The sequence below is a fragment of the Klebsiella sp. 141161 genome (genome assembly GCF_050600815.1).
Taxonomy (GTDB): Bacteria; Pseudomonadota; Gammaproteobacteria; order Enterobacterales; family Enterobacteriaceae; genus Klebsiella; species Klebsiella aerogenes.
Window position 1 is genome coordinate 140,260 of the sequence record NZ_JAQIRN010000007.1, and the last position, 20,565, is coordinate 160,824.

At 51.0% G+C, this 20,565-nt stretch carries 18 protein-coding genes, 2 tRNA genes and 1 other RNA gene; 9 read left to right on the top strand and 12 right to left on the bottom strand.

Translation table 11 applies throughout. From position 1 onward, the window contains the following. Positions 1–18 precede the first annotated feature (18 nt). Complete coding sequence (gene cls, locus PGR79_RS18420) at positions 19–1,479, top strand: cardiolipin synthase (RefSeq protein WP_045397543.1); 1,461 nt, start codon at positions 19–21, stop codon at positions 1,477–1,479. 34 nt (positions 1,480–1,513) lie between these two features. Beyond that, entirely contained in the window at positions 1,514–1,843 is a 330-nt protein-coding gene (locus PGR79_RS18425) for an HI1450 family dsDNA-mimic protein (protein ID WP_015367064.1), read from the top strand. Positions 1,844–1,911: 68 nt separating this feature from the next. Here the strand turns inward: PGR79_RS18425 and PGR79_RS18430 are convergent, their stop codons facing one another. The 7 genes from PGR79_RS18430 to PGR79_RS18460 all read right to left on the bottom strand — a co-directional run bounded on the left by PGR79_RS18430 (position 1,912) and on the right by PGR79_RS18460 (position 9,781). After that, positions 1,912–2,778, bottom strand: a complete 867-nt coding sequence (locus PGR79_RS18430) for an ion transporter (RefSeq protein ID WP_162750197.1) — start codon at positions 2,776–2,778, stop codon at positions 1,912–1,914. Positions 2,779–2,794: 16 nt separating this feature from the next. Beyond that, entirely contained in the window at positions 2,795–3,799 is a 1,005-nt protein-coding gene (oppF, locus tag PGR79_RS18435) for a murein tripeptide/oligopeptide ABC transporter ATP-binding protein OppF (protein WP_059304977.1), read from the bottom strand. After that, a complete protein-coding gene (locus PGR79_RS18440) occupies positions 3,796–4,809 on the bottom strand; it encodes an ABC transporter ATP-binding protein (RefSeq protein WP_113374162.1) in 1,014 nt (337 codons plus the stop codon). Before PGR79_RS18440 ends, oppF begins: the two co-directional genes overlap by 4 nt. 11 nt (positions 4,810–4,820) lie before the next feature. After that, entirely contained in the window at positions 4,821–5,729 is a 909-nt protein-coding gene (gene oppC, locus PGR79_RS18445) for an oligopeptide ABC transporter permease OppC (protein ID WP_087857941.1), read from the bottom strand. A gap of 14 nt (positions 5,730–5,743) precedes the next feature. Next, positions 5,744–6,664, bottom strand: coding sequence for an oligopeptide ABC transporter permease OppB (gene oppB / locus PGR79_RS18450; RefSeq protein ID WP_015367069.1), 921 nt, complete (start codon positions 6,662–6,664; stop codon positions 5,744–5,746). An 84-nt stretch (positions 6,665–6,748) separates the two neighbouring features. Continuing rightward, positions 6,749–8,380: an oligopeptide ABC transporter substrate-binding protein OppA gene (gene oppA / locus PGR79_RS18455; RefSeq protein WP_045397547.1), complete on the bottom strand. Its 1,632-nt coding sequence runs from the start codon at positions 8,378–8,380 to the stop codon at positions 6,749–6,751. A gap of 753 nt (positions 8,381–9,133) precedes the next feature. Continuing rightward, entirely contained in the window at positions 9,134–9,781 is a 648-nt protein-coding gene (locus PGR79_RS18460) for a YchE family NAAT transporter (protein ID WP_045397549.1), read from the bottom strand. A gap of 478 nt (positions 9,782–10,259) precedes the next feature. Between PGR79_RS18460 and adhE the strand changes: the two genes are divergently transcribed. Next, complete coding sequence (gene adhE, locus PGR79_RS18465; protein ID WP_087857943.1) at positions 10,260–12,938, top strand: bifunctional acetaldehyde-CoA/alcohol dehydrogenase; 2,679 nt, start codon at positions 10,260–10,262, stop codon at positions 12,936–12,938. A gap of 184 nt (positions 12,939–13,122) precedes the next feature. On the opposite strand, the gene tdk is transcribed toward adhE, so the two are convergent. Then, positions 13,123–13,743 (bottom strand): thymidine kinase, encoded by a 621-nt coding sequence (gene tdk, locus PGR79_RS18470; protein WP_045397553.1) that lies wholly within the window; start codon positions 13,741–13,743, stop codon positions 13,123–13,125. A gap of 546 nt (positions 13,744–14,289) precedes the next feature. On the opposite strand from tdk, the gene hns reads away from it, so the two are divergent. Further along, complete coding sequence (gene hns / locus PGR79_RS18475; RefSeq protein WP_004103116.1) at positions 14,290–14,697, top strand: histone-like nucleoid-structuring protein H-NS; 408 nt, start codon at positions 14,290–14,292, stop codon at positions 14,695–14,697. Positions 14,698–14,821: 124 nt separating this feature from the next. Here the strand turns inward: hns and galU are convergent, their stop codons facing one another. From galU to rssA, 3 genes are all read right to left on the bottom strand, one after another. Then, a complete protein-coding gene (gene galU, locus PGR79_RS18480) occupies positions 14,822–15,724 on the bottom strand; it encodes a UTP--glucose-1-phosphate uridylyltransferase GalU (RefSeq protein WP_045397556.1) in 903 nt (300 codons plus the stop codon). A gap of 198 nt (positions 15,725–15,922) precedes the next feature. Then, a complete protein-coding gene (gene rssB, locus PGR79_RS18485; RefSeq protein ID WP_087857945.1) occupies positions 15,923–16,936 on the bottom strand; it encodes a two-component system response regulator RssB in 1,014 nt (337 codons plus the stop codon). Between the two features lie 89 nt (positions 16,937–17,025). After that, positions 17,026–17,925 carry a patatin-like phospholipase RssA gene (rssA, locus tag PGR79_RS18490; protein ID WP_113374163.1) on the bottom strand — a complete coding sequence of 300 codons (900 nt, stop codon included), beginning with the start codon at positions 17,923–17,925 and terminating at the stop codon, positions 17,026–17,028. Positions 17,926–18,035: 110 nt separating this feature from the next. Between rssA and PGR79_RS18495 the strand changes: the two genes are divergently transcribed. From PGR79_RS18495 to PGR79_RS18515, 5 genes are all read left to right on the top strand, one after another. Further along, a complete protein-coding gene (locus PGR79_RS18495; protein ID WP_113374297.1) occupies positions 18,036–18,494 on the top strand; it encodes a YchJ family protein in 459 nt (152 codons plus the stop codon). A 44-nt stretch (positions 18,495–18,538) separates the two neighbouring features. Beyond that, entirely contained in the window at positions 18,539–19,381 is an 843-nt protein-coding gene (purU, locus tag PGR79_RS18500) for a formyltetrahydrofolate deformylase (protein ID WP_087857947.1), read from the top strand. Between the two features lie 159 nt (positions 19,382–19,540). After that, a tRNA-Tyr gene (locus PGR79_RS18505) sits at positions 19,541–19,625 on the top strand. Between the two features lie 39 nt (positions 19,626–19,664). Then, a tRNA-Tyr gene (locus tag PGR79_RS18510) sits at positions 19,665–19,749 on the top strand. A gap of 43 nt (positions 19,750–19,792) precedes the next feature. Then, a non-coding RNA gene (locus PGR79_RS18515) (RtT sRNA) lies at positions 19,793–19,925 on the top strand. Between the two features lie 185 nt (positions 19,926–20,110). Here the strand turns inward: PGR79_RS18515 and PGR79_RS18520 are convergent. Next, complete coding sequence (locus PGR79_RS18520; RefSeq protein ID WP_049056889.1) at positions 20,111–20,554, bottom strand: Lrp/AsnC family transcriptional regulator; 444 nt, start codon at positions 20,552–20,554, stop codon at positions 20,111–20,113. Positions 20,555–20,565: the final 11 nt, after the last annotated feature.

Below are 20,565 nucleotides of genomic sequence, written 5' to 3' on the forward strand. Positions count from 1 at the left end.
CAAAAGGATTTTTCATCTATGACAACCTTTTACACGGTCGTAAACTGGCTGGTCATTCTGGGGTACTGGCTGTTGATTGCCGGTGTTACATTACGCATTCTAATGAAACGCCGCGCGGTACCTTCCGCCATGGCATGGTTACTGATTATTTATATCCTGCCGCTGGTGGGAATTATCGCTTACCTCTCCTTCGGCGAACTGCATCTTGGTAAGCGTCGAGCCGAGCGCGCTCGCGCCATGTGGCCCTCCACCGCCAAATGGCTAACGGACCTGAAAAGCTGCAAACATATCTTTGCTGAAGAAAATAGCCCGGTTGCCGAATCACTGTTCAAACTCTGTGAACGTCGCCAGGGGATCGCTGGCGTAAAAGGTAACCAGCTACAGCTGCTGACCGAATCTGATGATGTGATGCAGGCGCTGATTCGAGACATCCAGCTGGCGCGGCATAACATCGAAATGGTGTTCTACATCTGGCAGCCCGGCGGGATGGCCGACCAGGTGGCGGAATCGTTGATGGCCGCCGCGCGTCGCGGCGTGCATTGTCGACTAATGCTCGATTCAGCCGGTAGCGTCGCCTTTTTCCGCAGCCCGTGGGCGGCCATGATGCGTAACGCCGGTATCGAGGTGGTTGAAGCGCTTAAAGTTAACCTGATGCGTGTATTCTTACGTCGTATGGATCTGCGTCAGCACCGTAAAATGGTGATGATTGACAACTATATCGCCTACACCGGCAGCATGAATATGGTCGATCCGCGCTACTTCAAACAGGATTCCGGCGTCGGTCAGTGGGTCGATCTGATGGCGCGAATGGAAGGCCCGGTGGCGACGGCGATGGGGATCGTCTACTCCTGCGACTGGGAAATTGAAACCGGCAAGCGAATTTTGCCCCCGCCGCCGGACGTCAACATCATGCCGTTTGAAGAGGCTAACGGGCATACCATTCATACCATTGCATCCGGTCCCGGCTTCCCGGAAGATTTGATTCATCAAGCGTTGTTAACCGCAGCCTATGCGGCGAAAGAACACCTGATTATGACCACCCCCTACTTCGTCCCCAGCGATGACCTGCTGCACGCCATCTGTACCGCAGCCCAGCGCGGCGTCGAGGTCAGTATTATTATGCCGCGCAAAAACGACTCCCTGCTGGTAGGCTGGGCCAGCCGCGCCTTCTTCACTGAACTGCTTGCCGCTGGCGTGAAAATTTACCAATTCGAAGGCGGCCTGCTACATACCAAAAGCGTGCTGGTGGATGGCGAATTGAGCCTGGTCGGTACCGTTAATCTCGATATGCGCAGCCTGTGGCTTAATTTCGAGATCACGCTGGCGATCGACGACGTGGGCTTCGGCGGCGACCTGGCGGCGGTGCAGGACGATTACATCTCCCGTTCACGCCTGCTGGATGCAAAATTGTGGGCCAAACGACCGCTATGGCAGCGGATCGCAGAGCGACTGTTTTACTTCTTCAGCCCGTTGCTGTAAAACGTGCCCATCAGATGCTTAACGGGTAGCAATCATGGATATGGATTTAAACAATCGCCTGACCGAAGACGAAACGCTCGAACAGGCCTACGATATCTTTCTTGAGCTGGCGGCGGATAACCTCGACCCGGCAGATATCATCCTTTTCAACCTGCAGTTTGAGGAGCGCGGCGGAGCCGAACTGTTTGACCCGGCGGAAGACTGGCAAGAGCATGTCGATTACGACCTCAATCCAGATTTCTTCGCCGAAGTCGTTATTGGCCTTGCCGATACCGATGGCGGCGAGATCAACGATATTTTCGCTCGCGTTCTGCTGTGCCGGGAAAAAGATCACAAACTGTGCCACATTCTTTGGCGCGAATAGGCATTAGGCTAATGCGCCTGTAAAAAAGCCTGCCGACAGTAATATCGGCAGGCTTTTTGTTTTATACGTTATTGCGGTAATTCTGTTCCGCAGGCGTGGCAGAAACGGGCATTTTTATCATGCTCGGCGTTATTGCAGTTTGGGCAAACGCGGCGAGCGCGTCGGTTTTGCAACGCCGTAGTCATATGCGTCGTTATCAGCCCGGTTGGGATGGCGATGATAGAATAACCGATGAGAATAAGTACAGAGGCGAGTATCCGCCCTAATGGAGTATGTGGCGTAATGTCGCCGTATCCCACGGTAGTAATGGTGACGATTGCCCAATAGACCGAAGCATTTAAGGTGGTAAACCCGTATTGCGGCCCTTCAATTAAATACATCAGCGAGCCGAAAATCACCATCACAATAGCAATAAACGAGTAAAACAGAATGAGCTGATGACGGGCGCTGACGATAGCCCGCCAAAAAATATTCAGCGACGGCATAAAGCGCAGCAGTTTAAGAATACGCAGCGCGCGGATAACCCGCATGGCCCGCCAGGCAAAGACATACTCGAGGCTCATTTCCGGCCATAACCACATCACATACAGCGGTAAAACGGTCGCCAGATCGATAAATCCCCAGAAGCTGAAGATATAGCGTAGCGGATTCGGCCAGCTTATAACGCGTAGAATATATTCTGCGGTGAAGACCGCGGTAACCCCCAGCTCCAGCCAAACAAAAACATGCCACTCATCAAGCGACAGGTGATATTGCGAGCCGAGTCCAGACTCAACAAAAATAATGACCACGCTTAACAGGGCGAATAAACCGCAAAGCCCTTCAAAACGACGGCCAGAGCGACGAGTTTGATCGAAGAGTAGATGGTATAGCCGCAAACGGGCGGCGGAGAGCGAAACTGCCACGTTAACCTCACAATAAAAAAGGGCTGACATCAGTCAGCCCGAGTGATTATAACGGGTCTACCTTCAGGCAGGAAACCGCATGGCGGAAACTGCCCTCCAGCACCGGCCGCGTTTTGGCGCATTCGGGCCCGGCCAATGGACATCGGGTGCGAAATACGCAACCCGAAGGCGGATTAATCGGTGAAGGTAATTCCCCTTCCAATAGTTGGATGGTTTTATTCTTCTCCAGATCCGGATCCGGCACCGGTACGGCCGACATCAGCGCTTTGGTATAAGGATGCAGCGGATTATGATACACCTCATCATAGGTGCCCAACTCCACCGCATGGCCTAAATACATGACCAGCACGCGGTCGGAAATGTGTTTCACTACCGCCAGGTCGTGGGCGATAAAAATCAACGATAGCCCCATCTCCCGCTGCAGCTGCTGTAGTAAGTTCACCACCTGCGCCTGAATGGAAACGTCCAGCGCCGATACTGGCTCATCGCAAATAATCAACTTAGGCTCAAGGATCAGCGCGCGAGCGATACCAATGCGCTGGCATTGGCCGCCGGAGAATTCATGCGGATAGCGGTTAATCAGGTTCGGCAACAGGCCGACCTTCATCATCATCGCCTTCACGCGATCGCGCACTTCCTGACGAGACATCTTAGGATGATAGGTCCGCAGCGGTTCAGCGATAATTTCCCCAATGGTCATACGCGGATTCAGCGATGCTAAAGGATCCTGGAAGATCATCTGGATATCGCTGCGCACGTCGCGCCACTCTTCCGGCTTCATGCCTAACAGATCTTTTCCAAGCCAGGCCACTTTACCGTCGGTAGCTTTCACCAGGCCGATGATGGCGCGGGCGAAGGTCGATTTACCGCAGCCGGATTCGCCGACCACGCCCAGCGTTTCGCCTTCATACAGGCGCAGAGTAACGCCATCCACCGCTTTGAGCGTTTTTGACGGTTGCCAGAACCATTGCTTGCCATCTTTAATATCAAAATGCACTTTCAGATCGGCAATTTCGAGCAGCACTTTTCTTTGTTCGATCACGGCGTTCATAGCAGATCCCCTACCGGTTTAAAGCAAGCGCGCAGGCGGCCTGGCGCAAACGACTCCAGAGGCGGAGCGCTATTACAGATTTCCATGGCATGCGGGCAGCGCGGCTGGAACGGACAGCCTTTCGGCAGACGCAGCAGGTTCGGCGGGTTACCAGGAATCGTTAGCAAGGAATCGCCTTCGCCATCGAGACGCGGTACCGCATTGAGTAAACCAATCGAGTACGGGTGCGACGGTTGATAGAAGACGTCGCGCGCCTGACCGTATTCCATAGTACGCCCGGCATACATCACCAGAACCTTATCGCAGATCCCCGCTACCACGCCGAGGTCGTGGGTAATCATAATAATCGCGGTGTTAAACTCGCGCTTCAGCTCGTTAAGCAGGGTCATGATCTGTGCCTGCACGGTAACGTCCAACGCGGTGGTCGGTTCATCGGCAATCAGCAGTTTTGGCCGACATAACAGCGCCATGGCAATCATCACGCGCTGGCGCATCCCGCCGGAGAACTCGTGCGGGAACATCTTCATGCGCTTACGCGCTTCCGGCATCTTCACCGCATCGAGCATTCTTACCGACTCTTCAAAAGCCGCGGCTTTGCTCAGCCCTTTATGCAGCATCAGCACTTCCATCAGCTGCTCGCCAACCCGCATATAAGGGTTCAACGACGTCATCGGGTCCTGGAAAATCATCGAAATCTGTTCGGCACGCAGCTTATTCAGATCGCGCTCGGGCAAATTAAGGATTTCGCGACCGTTAAAAGTGGCGGAACCGCTAATATGACCATTCGCGGCCAAAAGCCCCATTAGCGCGAATGCCGTTTGCGATTTCCCGGAACCTGACTCACCGACGATTCCTAAGGTTTCGCCGGCCCGCAGGTTAAAATTCAGATCGTTAACCGCGGTGACATCGCCGTCCGGCGTTTTAAACGTCACCCGAAGATCCTTCACATCCAGCAGCAGACCGCTTTGCTGCGCGGCCTGCGGCGCTTTAGCCATTTCAATTGTGCTCATGACGGCGCTCCTTAGCGGTCTTTCGGGTCGAGGGCATCACGCAGGCCATCGCCGATAAAGTTAAAACAAAACAGCGTTACCACCAGGAAACCGGCAGGGAACAACAACAGCCACGGCGAGACTTCCATTGAGTTGGCGCCATCACTGAGTAACGCGCCCCAACTGCTCAGCGGTTCCTGGGTGCCAAGGCCGAGGAAGCTCAGGAAGGATTCGAACAGAATCATGCTGGGTACCAGCAGTGAAGCGTAAACCACCACCACGCCCAGGACGTTCGGCACAATATGACGAATAACGATATTCGCGGTGGAGACCCCGCCGACCTGCGCGGCTTCGATGAACTCTTTACGTTTCAGACTCAGGGTCTGACCGCGTACGATACGCGCCATATCCAGCCACGACACCATCCCGATAGCCACAAAGATCAGCAGGATGTTCTGACCAAAGAAGGTCACCAGCAGGATCACGAAGAACATGAACGGGAAGGAGTTGAGGATTTCCAGTAAACGCATCATCACCGAGTCCACTTTGCCGCCGAGATAACCGGAAAGTGAACCATAGAGGGTGCCGAGGATCACCGCCACCAGCGCCGCAGCCACGCCAACCATCAGCGATATGCGTCCGCCTATCGCCACGCGCACCAGCAGGTCGCGACCGGATGAATCGGTGCCAAAATAGTGACCAGACTCCATATCCGGAGCGTTAGACATCATCCCCCAGTCGGTATCGAAATAGGAAAACTGCGACAGCATTGGAGCGATAGTCACAAACAGCGCAATAATCACCAGCACAATCAGGCTGGCCACCGCCGCGCGGTTATGCATAAAGCGGCGACGCGCATCCTGCCACAGGCTACGGCCTTCAACTTCCAGTTTCTCACTGAAGTTCTCCAGCGCCTCGCTATTTTTCTTACTTAACATCATGGCGAACTCCGGCTTCAGTAGCGAATTTTCGGATCGATGACGGCGTACAGCACGTCGACGATCGCGTTAAACAGAATGGTCAGCGCGCCGACCAGAATCGTCAGGCTGAGCACCAGCGAGTAGTCGCGGTTAAGCGCTCCGTTGACGAATAACTGGCCAATACCCGGCAGGCCGTAAATTGTCTCGATAACCATTGAGCCAGTGATAATGCCAACGAACGCCGGGCCCATATAGGAAAGCACCGGCAGCAACGCAGGCTTCAGCGCGTGGCGGAAGATAATTCTGCGCATCGGCAGGCCTTTCGCCCGCGCGGTGCGGATGAAGTTAGAGTGCAAAACTTCAATCATCGAACCGCGGGTGATACGGGCGATACTGGCAATATAGGCCAGCGATAACGCCACCATCGGCAGGATCATAAATTTCAGTGCCCCGCCGTTCCAGCCGCCGCCAGGCAGCCAGTGCAGCGTGATGGCGAAAATCATCACCAGCAGCGGCGCCACCACGAAACTCGGTATGACGACGCCGGTCATTGCCACCCCCATCACCGCGTAGTCCCATTTGGTATTCTGTTTTAAGGCGGCAATAACCCCGGCGCTAACGCCAAGAATCACGGCTAATAAGAAGGCTGCAAGGCCCAATTTGGCGGAAACCGGGAAGCTTGATGCAACCAGATCGTTCACCGAATAATCTTTATATTTGAAGGAAGGACCGAAATCACCGTGCGCCAGTTGCTTCAGATAATTGAAGTACTGGGTCATGATGGGGTCGTTTAAATGATATTTCGCTTCAATGTTCGCCATGACTTCCGGCGGCAGCGTGCGTTCACCGGTAAAAGGACTGCCCGGCGCGAGGCGCATCATGAAGAAAGAGATAGTAATAAGAATAAATAGCGTCGGAATCGCTTCCAGACAGCGACGTAATATGAATTTTAACATTGCCCGTACCTTCTGGCCTGTGCCTATCGAGTGCGATGAATTCAGACACGGTGGGGCAAGCTCAGCCTGCCCCACGTCTTGCCATTAATGTTTGATAATATAAAGGTTCTTCACGTAAATATTATCCAACGGGTCTTTACCGGTATAACCGCCAACCCACGGTTTCACCAGGCGTGCGTTCACATAGTAGTAAACAGGAACAATCGCGGAATCTTTATCCAGCTGTTGTTCGGACTGCGCGTACAGCTCGGCGCGTTTCGCTTCATCGGTGACCTGCAGAGTATCGCCGATGATCTTATCGAATGCCGGGCTCTTATAATGCGCCGTGTTGTTAGAGCTGTCGCTGAGCATGGTGTTCAGGAACGATGTCGGCTCATTGTAATCAGCGCACCAGCCAGCGCGCGCGACGTCAAAGGTGCCCTGATGACGGCTATCGAGGAAGGTTTTCCACTCCTGATTTTCCAGCTTAACGTTAGCGCCAAGGTTTTTCTTCCAGATGGACGCCACGGCGATAGCCAGTTTTTTATGTAAATCAGAGGTGTTATACAGCAGGTTAAAGGTCAGCGGCTTATCAGCGGTATAGCCGGCTTCCGCCAGCAATTTTTTCGCTTCTTCATTACGCTTGTCCTGAGACCATTTGAACCACTCCGGTTCAACAAGTTTCATGCCATCGGTGTATGGCGGGGTATAACTGTAAGCCGGCAGATCGCCCTGGTTTTTCACTTTATTAACGATAATATCGCGATCCAGCGCCAGCTTAAGCGCGGTACGGACGCGTACGTCGGTAAATGGCGCTTTCTGGTTATTGATTTCGTAATAATAAGTACACAGATAAGGATCGACGTGAACTTCTTTCGGAATCTCTTTTTTCAGCTTCTGGAACAGTTCAATCGGCATGTTGTTATAAGTCATGTCGATTTCGCCGCTGCGGTAGCGGTTCACATCGGTAACTTCAGAAGAAATTGGCAGGTAAGTTACCTGGTTAATAACGGTTTTGGCGTTGTCCCAGTAATTCGTATTACGCTCGAGCACAATACGTTCGTTCACCACCCAGTCTTTTAATTTATAGGCGCCGTTGGTGACGATATTCGCAGGCTGCGTCCATTTCTCGCCATATTTTTCGATGGCGGCTTTTGGTACTGGAGAAACGGATGGATGGACGAGGAGTTTATAGAAATACGGAACCGGTTCGCTCAGCGTGACTTCAAACGTTTTGTCATCGATCGCTTTGACGCCGAGATCGGTTGCCGGTTTTTTGCCGGCAATAATCTCATCGACGTTAGCCACATGGCCATACTGAAGATAGCTGGCGTAAGGGGATGCCGTTTTCGGGTCCGCCAAACGCTGCCAGCTATAAACGAAATCTTGCGCGGTAACCGGTGAACCGTCGGACCATTTGGCATCTTTGCGAATATGGAAAGTCCAGACTTTAAAATCCTTGTTATCCCACGATTCGGCAACGCCCGGAACTGGATGGCCGTTAAGATCGCCAATCACTAACCCTTCAAACAGATCGCGGTTAACGTTGGACTCCGGTACACCTTCAATTTTATGCGGATCCAGAGATTGCACCTCTGCCCCGTTATTACGTACCAGCGTTTGTTTATCCGCCAGTTGCACCCCGGCAGGGACATCAGCTGCCATAGCAACATTTGCGGTGATGAGCGCAGATAAAATTCCCGCCGCTACCAGACTTTTTTTAGTGATGATGGTCATGTGTTGTTACTCCACTCATTATAATTACTGGTTATTTAACCAGCCTGTTATTTTTCCCTTATAGGGATTCTGTACAGTGCAGGAGTCTTTGCCGCTGTCAGATTCTACTGCTTGCTATCACCGACTTATTTATTACGACCGCTCAAACGGCAGCCTTGACGTCGATTCTTTATCCCCTGTCCAGAGGGGGAATGCCGGCACAATGAGTTATGTAATAATAATTCTCATTTGTGCACATTATTTAGTTAGCGATCAGGCCGGAAAGTACCAAAACGGTTTCTTGTCCGCCAATGCAATTTGCAAATATGTTACCGGATTCTCTTTTATTGTTTTTTTTACCGTGCTTAACCTGAGACTTATGACGTTTAAAAAGCAAAAATAGCGTTTAAAATCACACGGATAGGAACACCCTGTCGTTTTACGTTCCCGCTCTGTACGCAAAGTTGCTTTTTTGCACAAAAATTTAACAATTGTCTAATTTTTAGCACATTAATCTGCTGTCTCGAAGAAATTACTAATATCATTTCGATGATCCGACAGCAAGCGCCAGAGAATGATGTGACAAAAATAACAGTGATGAGGGGAGAAAAACAGTCTGACGAGATAGAATAAAAACAACTAACAATATGATAAATATAAAATAAAATCATTATCAGCAAAAGTTATCGCTTACCATTTATAGCAACGACAGGAATAAGTTTTGCTAATAATCTTTCAAACGCGAGGCTCAGCGCCCCGCGTCTGCTGCGTCAGTCACCCTGTTAATCCAGGAAACAGCGCTTTAATCCCGGTGACGATAAACTCGATCCCTAAAGCCATCAGCAACAGACCCATGATACGCGTAATGACGTTAATTCCGGTCTGCCCCAGCAATCTGACCAACCATGGGGCCATGCGAAAGATTCCCCAACAACAGGCGGCAAACAGCGCAATGGCGATTGAAAAACCGATCAGATGGGCAATTGAGTGATAACGCGTGCCCCACACGATCGTGGAACTTATCGCCCCCGGCCCCGCCATTAAAGGCAGCGCTAACGGTACGACACCGATGCTTTCACGAATGGCCGTCTCCGACTTTTCCTGTTTGTTTTGTTTATCCTCGCCGAGTTTCCCGCTGATCATCGACATGGCGATAGTCACCACCAGGATCCCCCCCGCGATACGGAAAGAATCAATTGAGATGCCGAAAATTTGCAAGATTCCATCACCGAGGAAAAGCGAGGTAAGGAGGATGATAGCCACCGACAGGTTAGCCGTCAGATTCGTCTTATTACGTACCAGCGCCGTCTGATAACTGGTCATACTAATGAAAACCGGAATGATGCCGACAGGATTGACCAGCGCGAACAGGCCGATAAAAAATTTAAAATAAACAGCGAAATCAAACAACGGTAGGGTCACAGTGAACTCCGCAGCACCATTAAAAAAGGCTGTTGACAGCGTCAGTACGAATTAATTTTGCAGAAGATACCCTTTTCATAGCCACAATTCATCTCAAATATGCAGCCGCGGCTGATGGATTTTATTTGTTATATATTTGTTTAATGTATGCGCTTTATTCATTAAATATGCATACCTTATCACTCCTCATGATTTAACTGGTCAATTATTGCCCTGCTGAAAGGTATCAGCATCGCCAAATATTGATCCAAATCACGTAATTCATACTCAGAAGTGAGTAATCTTGGCTACACCAACAGAGTGAAAGGCCGAAGTACCTGAGTGCGTAGTAAGACAAAGCTTTTTTAGTAAATCAGTGTGTTCAAAGCGTTAGAAATCTTTACGTTAACATTTACATGCAAGCTGTTAACAGCCTGTCTATAATGTCGAATCGAGCTACTGTTTTACTAAAAAAGTTTAACATTATCAGGAGAGCATTATGGCTGTTACTAATGTCGCTGAACTTAACGCACTTGTAGAGCGCGTAAAAAAAGCCCAGCGTGAATATGCCAGTTTCACTCAAGAACAAGTTGATAAGATCTTCCGTGCCGCCGCTCTGGCCGCTGCAGATGCTCGAATCCCTCTCGCAAAAATGGCCGTTGCCGAATCCGGCATGGGTATTATTGAAGATAAAGTGATCAAAAACCACTTCGCCTCCGAATATATCTACAACGCCTATAAAGATGAAAAAACCTGTGGCGTCCTGTCTGAAGACGACACTTTCGGTACCATCACCATTGCTGAACCAATCGGTATTATTTGCGGTATCGTCCCGACTACCAACCCAACCTCAACGGCAATTTTCAAATCGCTGATCAGCCTGAAGACGCGTAACGCCATCATCTTCTCTCCGCACCCGCGTGCTAAAGACGCAACTAACAAGGCGGCGGATATTGTATTGCAGGCGGCGATTGCCGCAGGCGCGCCGAAAGATTTGATTGGTTGGATCGACCAACCTTCAGTAGAACTGTCTAATGCATTGATGCACCACCCTGACATCAACCTGATCCTCGCCACCGGTGGCCCAGGTATGGTTAAAGCCGCTTATAGTTCTGGTAAACCAGCTATCGGCGTTGGCGCAGGCAACACGCCGGTTGTCATCGATGAAACTGCCGATATTAAACGCGCAGTAGCGTCCGTACTGATGTCAAAAACCTTCGATAACGGCGTTATCTGTGCTTCTGAACAGTCTGTCGTCGTCGTTGACTCTGTATACGATGCCGTTCGCGAACGCTTTGCCAGCCACGGCGGCTACCTGCTGCAGGGCAAAGAACTGAAAGCCGTTCAGGACATTATCCTGAAAAATGGCGCGCTGAACGCGGCTATCGTTGGTCAGCCAGCGGCAAAAATCGCCGAACTGGCGGGCTTCACCGTGCCGGCCACCACTAAGATTCTGATCGGCGAAGTTACCGACGTTGACGAAAGCGAACCGTTCGCTCACGAAAAACTGTCCCCGACGCTGGCAATGTACCGTGCGAAAGATTTCGAAGACGCGGTCAATAAAGCAGAAAAACTGGTCGCCATGGGCGGTATCGGCCATACCTCCTGCCTGTACACCGACCAGGACAACCAGCCGACTCGCGTGGCCTACTTCGGCCAGATGATGAAAACCGCGCGTATCCTGATCAACACCCCGGCTTCTCAGGGTGGTATCGGCGACCTGTATAACTTCAAACTCGCACCTTCCCTGACTCTGGGTTGTGGTTCCTGGGGTGGTAACTCCATCTCTGAAAACGTTGGTCCGAAACACCTGATCAACAAGAAAACCGTTGCTAAGCGAGCTGAAAACATGTTGTGGCATAAACTTCCGAAATCTATCTACTTCCGTCGTGGCTCACTGCCAATCGCACTGGATGAAGTGATTACTGATGGTCACAAACGCGCGCTGATTGTGACTGACCGCTTCCTGTTCAACAACGGTTATGCAGACCAGATCACTTCCGTATTGAAAGCGGCTGGCGTAGAAACCGAAGTATTCTTTGAAGTTGAAGCTGACCCAACGCTGACCATCGTGCGTAAAGGCGCGGATCTGGCCAACTCCTTCAAACCAGACGTAATCATCGCGCTGGGCGGCGGTTCCCCGATGGATGCTGCCAAAATCATGTGGGTCATGTATGAGCACCCGGAAACCCACTTCGAAGAACTGGCGCTGCGCTTTATGGATATCCGTAAACGTATCTACAAGTTCCCGAAAATGGGCGTCAAAGCCAAGATGGTTGCCATTACCACCACTTCCGGTACCGGTTCTGAAGTTACCCCGTTCGCCGTGGTAACCGACGATGCAACTGGACAGAAATATCCGCTGGCCGACTACGCGCTGACTCCGGATATGGCGATTGTCGATGCCAACCTCGTCATGGATATGCCGAAATCTCTCTGTGCCTTCGGTGGTCTGGATGCCGTGACTCACGCCCTGGAAGCTTACGTTTCCGTACTGGCCTCTGAGTTCTCTGATGGTCAGGCTCTGCAGGCGCTGAAACTGCTGAAAGAGTATCTGCCGGCCTCTTACCATGAAGGTTCTAAAAACCCGGTAGCCCGCGAACGTGTGCACAGTGCCGCCACTATCGCTGGTATCGCGTTTGCTAACGCCTTCCTGGGCGTGTGCCACTCAATGGCTCACAAACTGGGCTCGCAGTTCCACATTCCGCACGGTCTGGCAAACGCCCTGCTGATCTGCAACGTTATCCGCTATAACGCGAATGACAACCCGACCAAGCAGACCGCATTCAGTCAGTATGACCGTCCGCAGGCGCGCCGTCGTTATGCCGAGATCGCAGACCACCTGGGTCTGAGCGCTCCGGGCGACCGCACTGCTGCGAAAATCGAGAAACTGCTGGCATGGCTGGAAAGCCTGAAAGCTGAACTGGGTATTCCGAAATCTATCCGCGAAGCCGGCGTTCAGGAAGCTGACTTCCTGGCTCACGTTGATAAGCTGTCTGAAGACGCCTTTGATGACCAGTGCACCGGCGCTAACCCGCGCTACCCTCTGATCGCCGAGCTGAAACAGATTCTGCTGGATACCTACTACGGTCGTGACTTTGTCGAAGGCGAAGCTGCGGCTGTGAAAAAAGAAGCCGCTCCAGTCAAAGCAGAGAAAAAAGCGAAAAAATCCGCTTAATTCACGGCATTGATATGAACGAAGCCCCATCTATTGATGGGGCTTTTTTTATTTTCATACTTTATTAACGTTTGCCTACAGAAGTACAAAAGACAATAAACCTGGTAATATCTGAATACAGGAACCGATTCCATAAAAGACAACAGGCGCCATACAGGCGCCTGAAAGTAATGAAATTAAAGAATTATTCGCAGTGACGCAGCTTACTTTGCACCTGGGTTAACGAACCGATATTCAGCGCCTCTTTATAATGCTTACGACAGACGGAAACGTAGCGCTCATTACCGCCAATAACTACCTGCTCCCCCTCATTGTACGGGCGCCCTTCCTGATCAAGACGTAAAACCATGCTTGCCTTTCGCCCACAGAAGCAAATCGTTTTTAATTCAACCAGCTTATCTGACCATGCTAACAAATACTGACTACCGCTAAATAACTCACCGCGAAAGTCCGTACGCAATCCGTAGCACAATACCGGGATATCGAGCTCATCCACCACTTCAGAGAGCTCGTGGACCTGTTCACGGGTCAAGAACTGGCTCTCGTCCACCAGCACGCAATGAATGGGCTGGCGGGCATGCTCCGACGCGATATCGGCATATAACGACGTCTGAGGATTATACAGCCGCGCCGGCGAAGAGAGCCCGATTCGCGAGCTCACTTTGCCAGAACCAAAACGGTCGTCAATTTCAGCGGTATAAACGACGGTACGCATCCCTCGTTCCTGGTAATTGTACGAAGACTGCAACAGCGCAGTAGACTTACCGGCATTCATTGCAGAATAGTAAAAATAAAGTTGTGCCATCGGCTGCGTAACCCCAATCAATGTGTTTTACCGCGCAATTGTATCATATATTACCGAGCCGACCGTGCTTTCACAGGGGGTATTGCTGGCAGGCTGATAATGCTTTACAAAAAATGAAACGGCCAGCGAATGAATAGCGTCAGGCACCACCGTCGCCGCGCCAGCGGATACAAATCATTGTCGTTTTGTGCTTAAACCGCCATTCTCCGGACAACTATAATGGGTTTTGGCCGCCAATTTATATTAAGCATCACCGTAACTAATGCGCTAAAACTGAAGAGCGATATTTATCCACGTGAAGTATAAATTTACTCTCGAAACGCGGGAAAATCATCCTGACTCATGGTTTTAGCGCCAGTGCGTATGCTTAAGCTATAAGCGAGAAGATGTGAGGTCGCGCGAAAATTTAACTTAAATTATTTAATCAACCAGACAAATAACAAGTAATTTTGAATTCCTTACATTCTCCCCTATTGCACATCTGATTTTATCGCTCTATTATTACTTCAACAAACCACCCCACAATATAAGTTTGAGATTACTACAATGAGCGAAGCACTTAAAATTTTGAACAACATCCGTACTCTTCGTGCGCAGGCAAGAGAATGCACCCTTGAAACGCTTGAAGAGATGCTGGAAAAATTAGAAGTTGTTGTTAACGAACGTCGCGAAGAAGAAAGCGCCGCTGCTGCAGAAATTGAAGAGCGTACTCGTAAACTGCAACAGTACCGCGAAATGCTGATCGCTGACGGTATTGATCCGAATGAACTGCTGAGCACCATGGCGGCAGTTAAAGCTGGCACCAAAACTAAACGTGCTGCACGTCCGGCTAAATACAGCTACGTTGATGAAAACGGCGAAACTAAAACCTGGACTGGCCAGGGTCGTACTCCGGCAGTCATCAAGAAAGCAATGGATGAGCAAGGTAAAACACTGGACGATTTCCTGCTCTAATTAGCTTTATGCTTGATATAAAAATCCCGCTTCGGCGGGATTTTTTTTATCGCTACGCGCTAAAGTATCAGGCATAAAAAAACCGGATCGCTATCAGGCGACCCGGTTGTTCTGGCGACGAATATTACTTCGCGACAGCTTGCTCAAGCCAGGCTTTAAAGTCTTCGCCCAAAGTCTTATGGCGAACGCCATATTCTACGAAGGCCTGCATATAACCGAGCTTATTACCGCAGTCATGGCTTTTGCCTTTCATGTGGTAGGCTTCCACGGTCTCTTTCTCGATCAGCATATCAATAGCATCAGTCAGCTGAATTTCATCGCCGGCTCCCGGAGGGGTTTTAGCCAGCAGCGGCCAAATATCGGCGCTCAGTACATAACGGCCGACAACCGCCAGATTAGATGGCGCGACGTCTGCCTTCGGCTTCTCAACAACGCCAACCATCGGCACACTTTCGCCAGGCTGCAGGCTTTCGCCTTTGCAATCAACAACACCATAAGCCGTAACGTCATCAACTGGCTCAACCATGATCTGGCTGGCGCCCGTTTCGTCAAAGCGAGCAATCATTTCCGCCAGGTTATCACGGGTCAGATCGGACTCATATTCGTCCAGAATAACGTCCGGCAGAATAACCGCAACCGGCTCGTCGCCGACAACGGGATGCGCGCACAGCACCGCATGACCCAGACCTTTAGCCAGCCCCTGACGTACCTGCATGATGGTAACGTGCGGCGGACAAATAGACTGAACTTCTTCCAGAAGCTGACGTTTTACACGTTTTTCCAGCATCGCTTCGAGCTCGAAGCTGGTATCGAAATGGTTTTCAATAGAGTTTTTCGAAGAGTGTGTCACCAGAACAATTTCAGTAATCCCAGCGGCGATACATTCGTTAACAACATATTGGATTAATGGTTTATCTACCAGTGGCAGCATTTCTTTCGGAATAGCCTTGGTGGCGGGTAGCATCCTGGTGCCTAATCCCGCTACCGGGATAACAGCTTTTCTTACTTTAGAATTAAGGGCAGCCATTGAAATCTCCTGGACTGTTCGTTTTTTGAACTTAATCGTCAATAAATAACGCATCGAGTATATCAGTCTGATCAGTTAAACCTGGTCTGAAAAGGTTTGGATACCCTCGAATTAGGACTTTTACGCATAAAACGCAGTGATAGTACCACCGGAAATGTAGGCCCGGTAATCCCACCTACTAAAAATAGATAGAATTGTTCATTCTGCAGACAACATCAGTCGTAAACGTCCCCCCGCGCCCCAAATTTGGCACTGCCATGAAGTACAGCGCTGGCTAATTTGGTTGAGGTATGCGTTGCCCAACGTTCCTAACGGAACGCCGTTACTAATTTGAATTTTATGCTCACCGGTATTCAACGTGCCGTTAAGACCTGCAGAAACCAGAATCAAATTTTTTAATCCGCTGTGATAATAACCAACCAACAATGGGAATTGACCTGGTAAATTGGCCTGGCGGAGTAATTGGTTAACTTGTTTTAACAATGCGCCCATTTCCGGCAGGCGCTGCCCTTGATGAGCGAGCTGTTCTTGCAGCAAGCCATTAAACAAAGCACGTAATAATAATGCAGCCAGAACGCCATTATCACCGGCACGGGTAACATCCAGGCAATAAAACGCCAGATCGTTTTCTGATAACGGCGCAATATCCAGCACCAGCCCCGGTTTATCTGCAGAGATAAGCTGGCGGTAATGAATGCGACAATGAGATATCTCCTGCTGTACCGGCGGCTGAAGCTCCTGCAATAACCTTGACGCCGCCAGGGGATCGCTAACTAACGCATCCCAGTCTTCAAATAATCGCTCTTCCTCTTCTACTCGAGAACTAAACATTGTCGGGTAGAGACATGCATACACCGTTTCACGCAAGCGATTAAAATCTTTTACCGGCTTCAGTAAGACGTCCTGCACGCCAAGACGCAGCGCTTTGGCAATGTCCGCCATGTTTTCGGTCGCGGAAATCATCAAAATAGGAAGTTGTTCACCCTGGTTGCGAACCTGTTCAACCAGCTCCAGGCCGTTCATCCTCGGCATCGAGATATCGCAAATCATCAGATCCGGTTTCGAAATCGCGATTTGCTGCAGCGCCTCAATGCCGTCTTCCGCCTGGCGAGTCGTCGCTCCCAGTGAAGTTAGCCAGCTGTCCAGGAGAGAGCGGAAAACGGGTTCGTCTTCTACTATCAGAATCTGTTTTCCCGCCAATGGCTGCGTCATGTTCTCTCCCCTGGCTGACGATAATTAAATAGTGGCACGCTATTCACGCTATCGCCTGTCAGAATTTACTTAAGTGTTGGACAAGTGCGCTACGCGGAAGTGCGCACCAAGGGTAATAATTCATCCATTTTTTTCTCAACGGCCAGCTGTCCTGCGGCCATCGCTTCGCCAGCACGATGAAAATCAAGAGTGGAAATTTGCGGACAAAACGGCTGTAGCAGGATATCTGGCGGATCGCCTGCCATACGATTACGTTTCAGACGGTTTTCCAGCACCTGAATCGAGGTAGACATAATCTCCATCGCCGTGGGGGTTATTGTCGTACGGCGAGAGCTCATTCTCCCCAACCGGGATCGCAGGCGGGAATGCCAACTGAGCTCCTCTATCGGCTCCGGACGCGGCGATTCGATTGATAACAGGTCCTGCTGCATAAGATGGGCGTCATGCTGGAGGTCGACGGCAATCACAATATCCGCCCCCAAGGCTCGCGTTAGCGAGACCGGAACCGGATTGACCACCGCGCCATCCACCAGCCAGTAGCCGTTATGCATCACCGGCGACATCAGGCCCGGCATACTACAAGAAGCGCGGACCGCCATGTGCAGGTCACCTTCCGTAAACCATAATTCACGCCCGGTGCTCAGGTTAGTCGCCACGGCGGCAAAACGACGTTCGCACTCTTCGATTTGCGCAACAGGCATAATTTGCCGGTATTGATTGAACACCCGCTCGCCGCGTAACAAACCGCCGCGCCGCCAGGAGAGATCCATCAATCGCAGCACATCCCAGTTGCTAAAGGAGCTAACCCACTTTTCCAACGCAGGGAGACGATTGCAGGCGTAAGCCGCACCGACTAAGGCACCAATAGAACATCCTGCCACTACATCGACATCAATTCCTGCCCGATGCAGCGCTTTTATCACGCCGATATGCGACCAACCGCGCGCGGCGCCAGCCCCTAGCGCTAAACCAATCTTCAACTTTCTCATTAGTACAGATACATATCCTTCCACTCCGAGCATGACATTAGCGCCATCGCTCAGTTAACATAATGCACTTTGGCGCTCTGGCGCCGTTATTCTTTTCCATGGAGGCGATTTTGTCGCAATTATGCCCCTGTGGCAGCGCTCTCGAGTATAGCTCATGTTGCCAGCGATATCTGACTGGCGGTCAGCTTGCGCCGAGCCCGTCACAGCTGATGCGTTCCCGTTATAGCGCATTCGTGATGAAAGATGTCGATTATTTAATCAAAACCTGGCATCCAGGCTGTGAAGCACCACGTTTTCGCGCCGATATCGAAAAAGGCTTTGCTAACACGCAGTGGCTCGGTTTAACCGTTTTCGCTACCGATAACGGGCGTAGCCCCGATGAAGGTTTCGTCAGTTTTATCGCACGTTTTACTGAAGATAACCGCCCCGGCGCGATTATTGAACGTTCCAGATTCTTAAAAGAAAACGGACAGTGGTACTATATTGACGGCACCCGACCATTAATTGGCCGTAATGACCCCTGCCCTTGCGGTTCAGGTAAAAAATTTAAAAAATGCTGCGGCCAGTAAGGCCCGGCATCAGCAATTGCAAACACAACAGGATTTCCCCCGCGATGCATTCATTACAACGTAAAGTACTACGCACCATTTGCCCTGATCAGAAAGGCCTCATCGCGCGTATCACGAATATCTGCTACAAGCACGAGTTAAACATCGTGCAGAACAATGAGTTTGTCGACCACCGTACCGGTCGTTTCTTCATGCGTACCGAGCTCGAAGGTATCTTTAACGACGCCACTCTGCTGGCCGACCTCGATAGCGCGCTGCCGGAAGGTTCAATCCGTGAACTCAACCCGGCCGGCCGTCGCCGGGTGGTGATTCTGGTCACTAAAGAAGCGCACTGTCTCGGCGATCTGCTGATGAAAGCCAACTACGGCGGGCTGGATGTCGAGATCGCCGCGGTTATCGGCAACCATGAAACGCTGCGCACGCTGGTGGAACGTTTCGGTATTCCCTTTGAGCTGGTGAGCCATGAAGGATTGAGCCGCGAAGAGCACGACCAGCAGATGGGCGATGCGATAGCCGCCCACGATCCGGACTACGTGGTACTGGCAAAGTACATGCGCGTGCTTACTCCGGCGTTTGTCGCTCGTTTCCCGAACAAAATCATTAATATTCACCACTCGTTCCTGCCGGCGTTTATCGGCGCGCGTCCGTATCACCAGGCCTATGAGCGCGGCGTGAAGATCATTGGCGCCACCGCCCACTATGTGAATGATAATCTGGATGAAGGCCCAATCATCATGCAGGACGTGATTCACGTCGATCATACCTATACCGCCGAAGATATGATGCGCGCGGGCCGTGACGTTGAAAAAAACGTCTTAAGCCGTGCGCTATATCAGGTACTGGCGCAGCGCGTCTTTGTTTACGGCAACCGGACGATCATTCTTTAATCAACAGCGAAATGAATTGGTTAGCTTTACGGCGTTACGCGTAAAAATCAGGCAACCAGTTTAATTTTGTCAAAGGAATGCTTTACAGGGGCGCGTCATTTGGTATGATGCGCCCCGCTTCCCGAGAAGGGAGCAGGCCAGTAAAAAGCATTACCCCGTGGTGGGGTTCCCGAGCGGCCAAAGGGAGCAGACTGTAAATCTGCCGTCATCGACTTCGAAGGTTCGAATCCTTCCCCCACCACCATTCATTTTGCTGAATAGCCTACAATTTGATTTTACCCCTGGTGGGGTTCCCGAGCGGCCAAAGGGAGCAGACTGTAAATCTGCCGTCATCGACTTCGAAGGTTCGAATCCTTCCCCCACCACCATCTCCCCATGTCATACCCAGTTTAATCTACCTACAATACTTAATATTCTGCCCTACGGGGAAGGATGAGAAGCTTCGATTAAGGTTCGACTCGAGCGTCAGCGAGAGAACGTTGCCGCAGGCAACGGCCCGAAGGGCGAGGCGCTTTAGCGCCGAGTAATCCTTCCCCCACTCCTGTTGCACTCTCTTCAGCCACCTGTTCTGCTATCTCCTCGCTCGCGCTTCGCTTAGCGAGGCTACACACTCTTGCACTCTCTCAGCCACCGGTACTACTATCCCCTCGCTCGCGCTTCGCTTAGCGAGGCTACAGGTGGTGCCGTTTGGTAGCCCGGACAGGTGCGCAGCACCGCCTCCGGGAAAACTCACAGCGGGGGCAATCGTCTTTTGACCGGCGAGCTTTTCACCACAGAGGTATTACACTGGGCATATTCAGCCAGACCATCCAATATCGTATCCAACTGCGCAATATCACGGACCACGAGACGCATAACAAAACAATCCTCTCCGGTGACCTTGTCGCTTTCAATACACTCCGGCATCGCCTGGATATATTTATCCACTTTTTGCAGCAATCCCGGTAGCGGTCTCACTCGAACTAATGCCTGCAGGCTATATCCCAACGCCGCCAGATTAACCCGCGCGCTATAACCCTGAATCACCCCTTTTTCCTCAAGGCGTTTTACCCGCTCGGCGGTACTCGGCGAGGTCAATCCCACCTGCGCACTCAATACCTTAAGCGAAACTCTGGCATCTTGCGTCAGGCAGGCAAGAATCGCCCGGTCTATTTCATCAATTATGTATTCCATTTATTTCACCT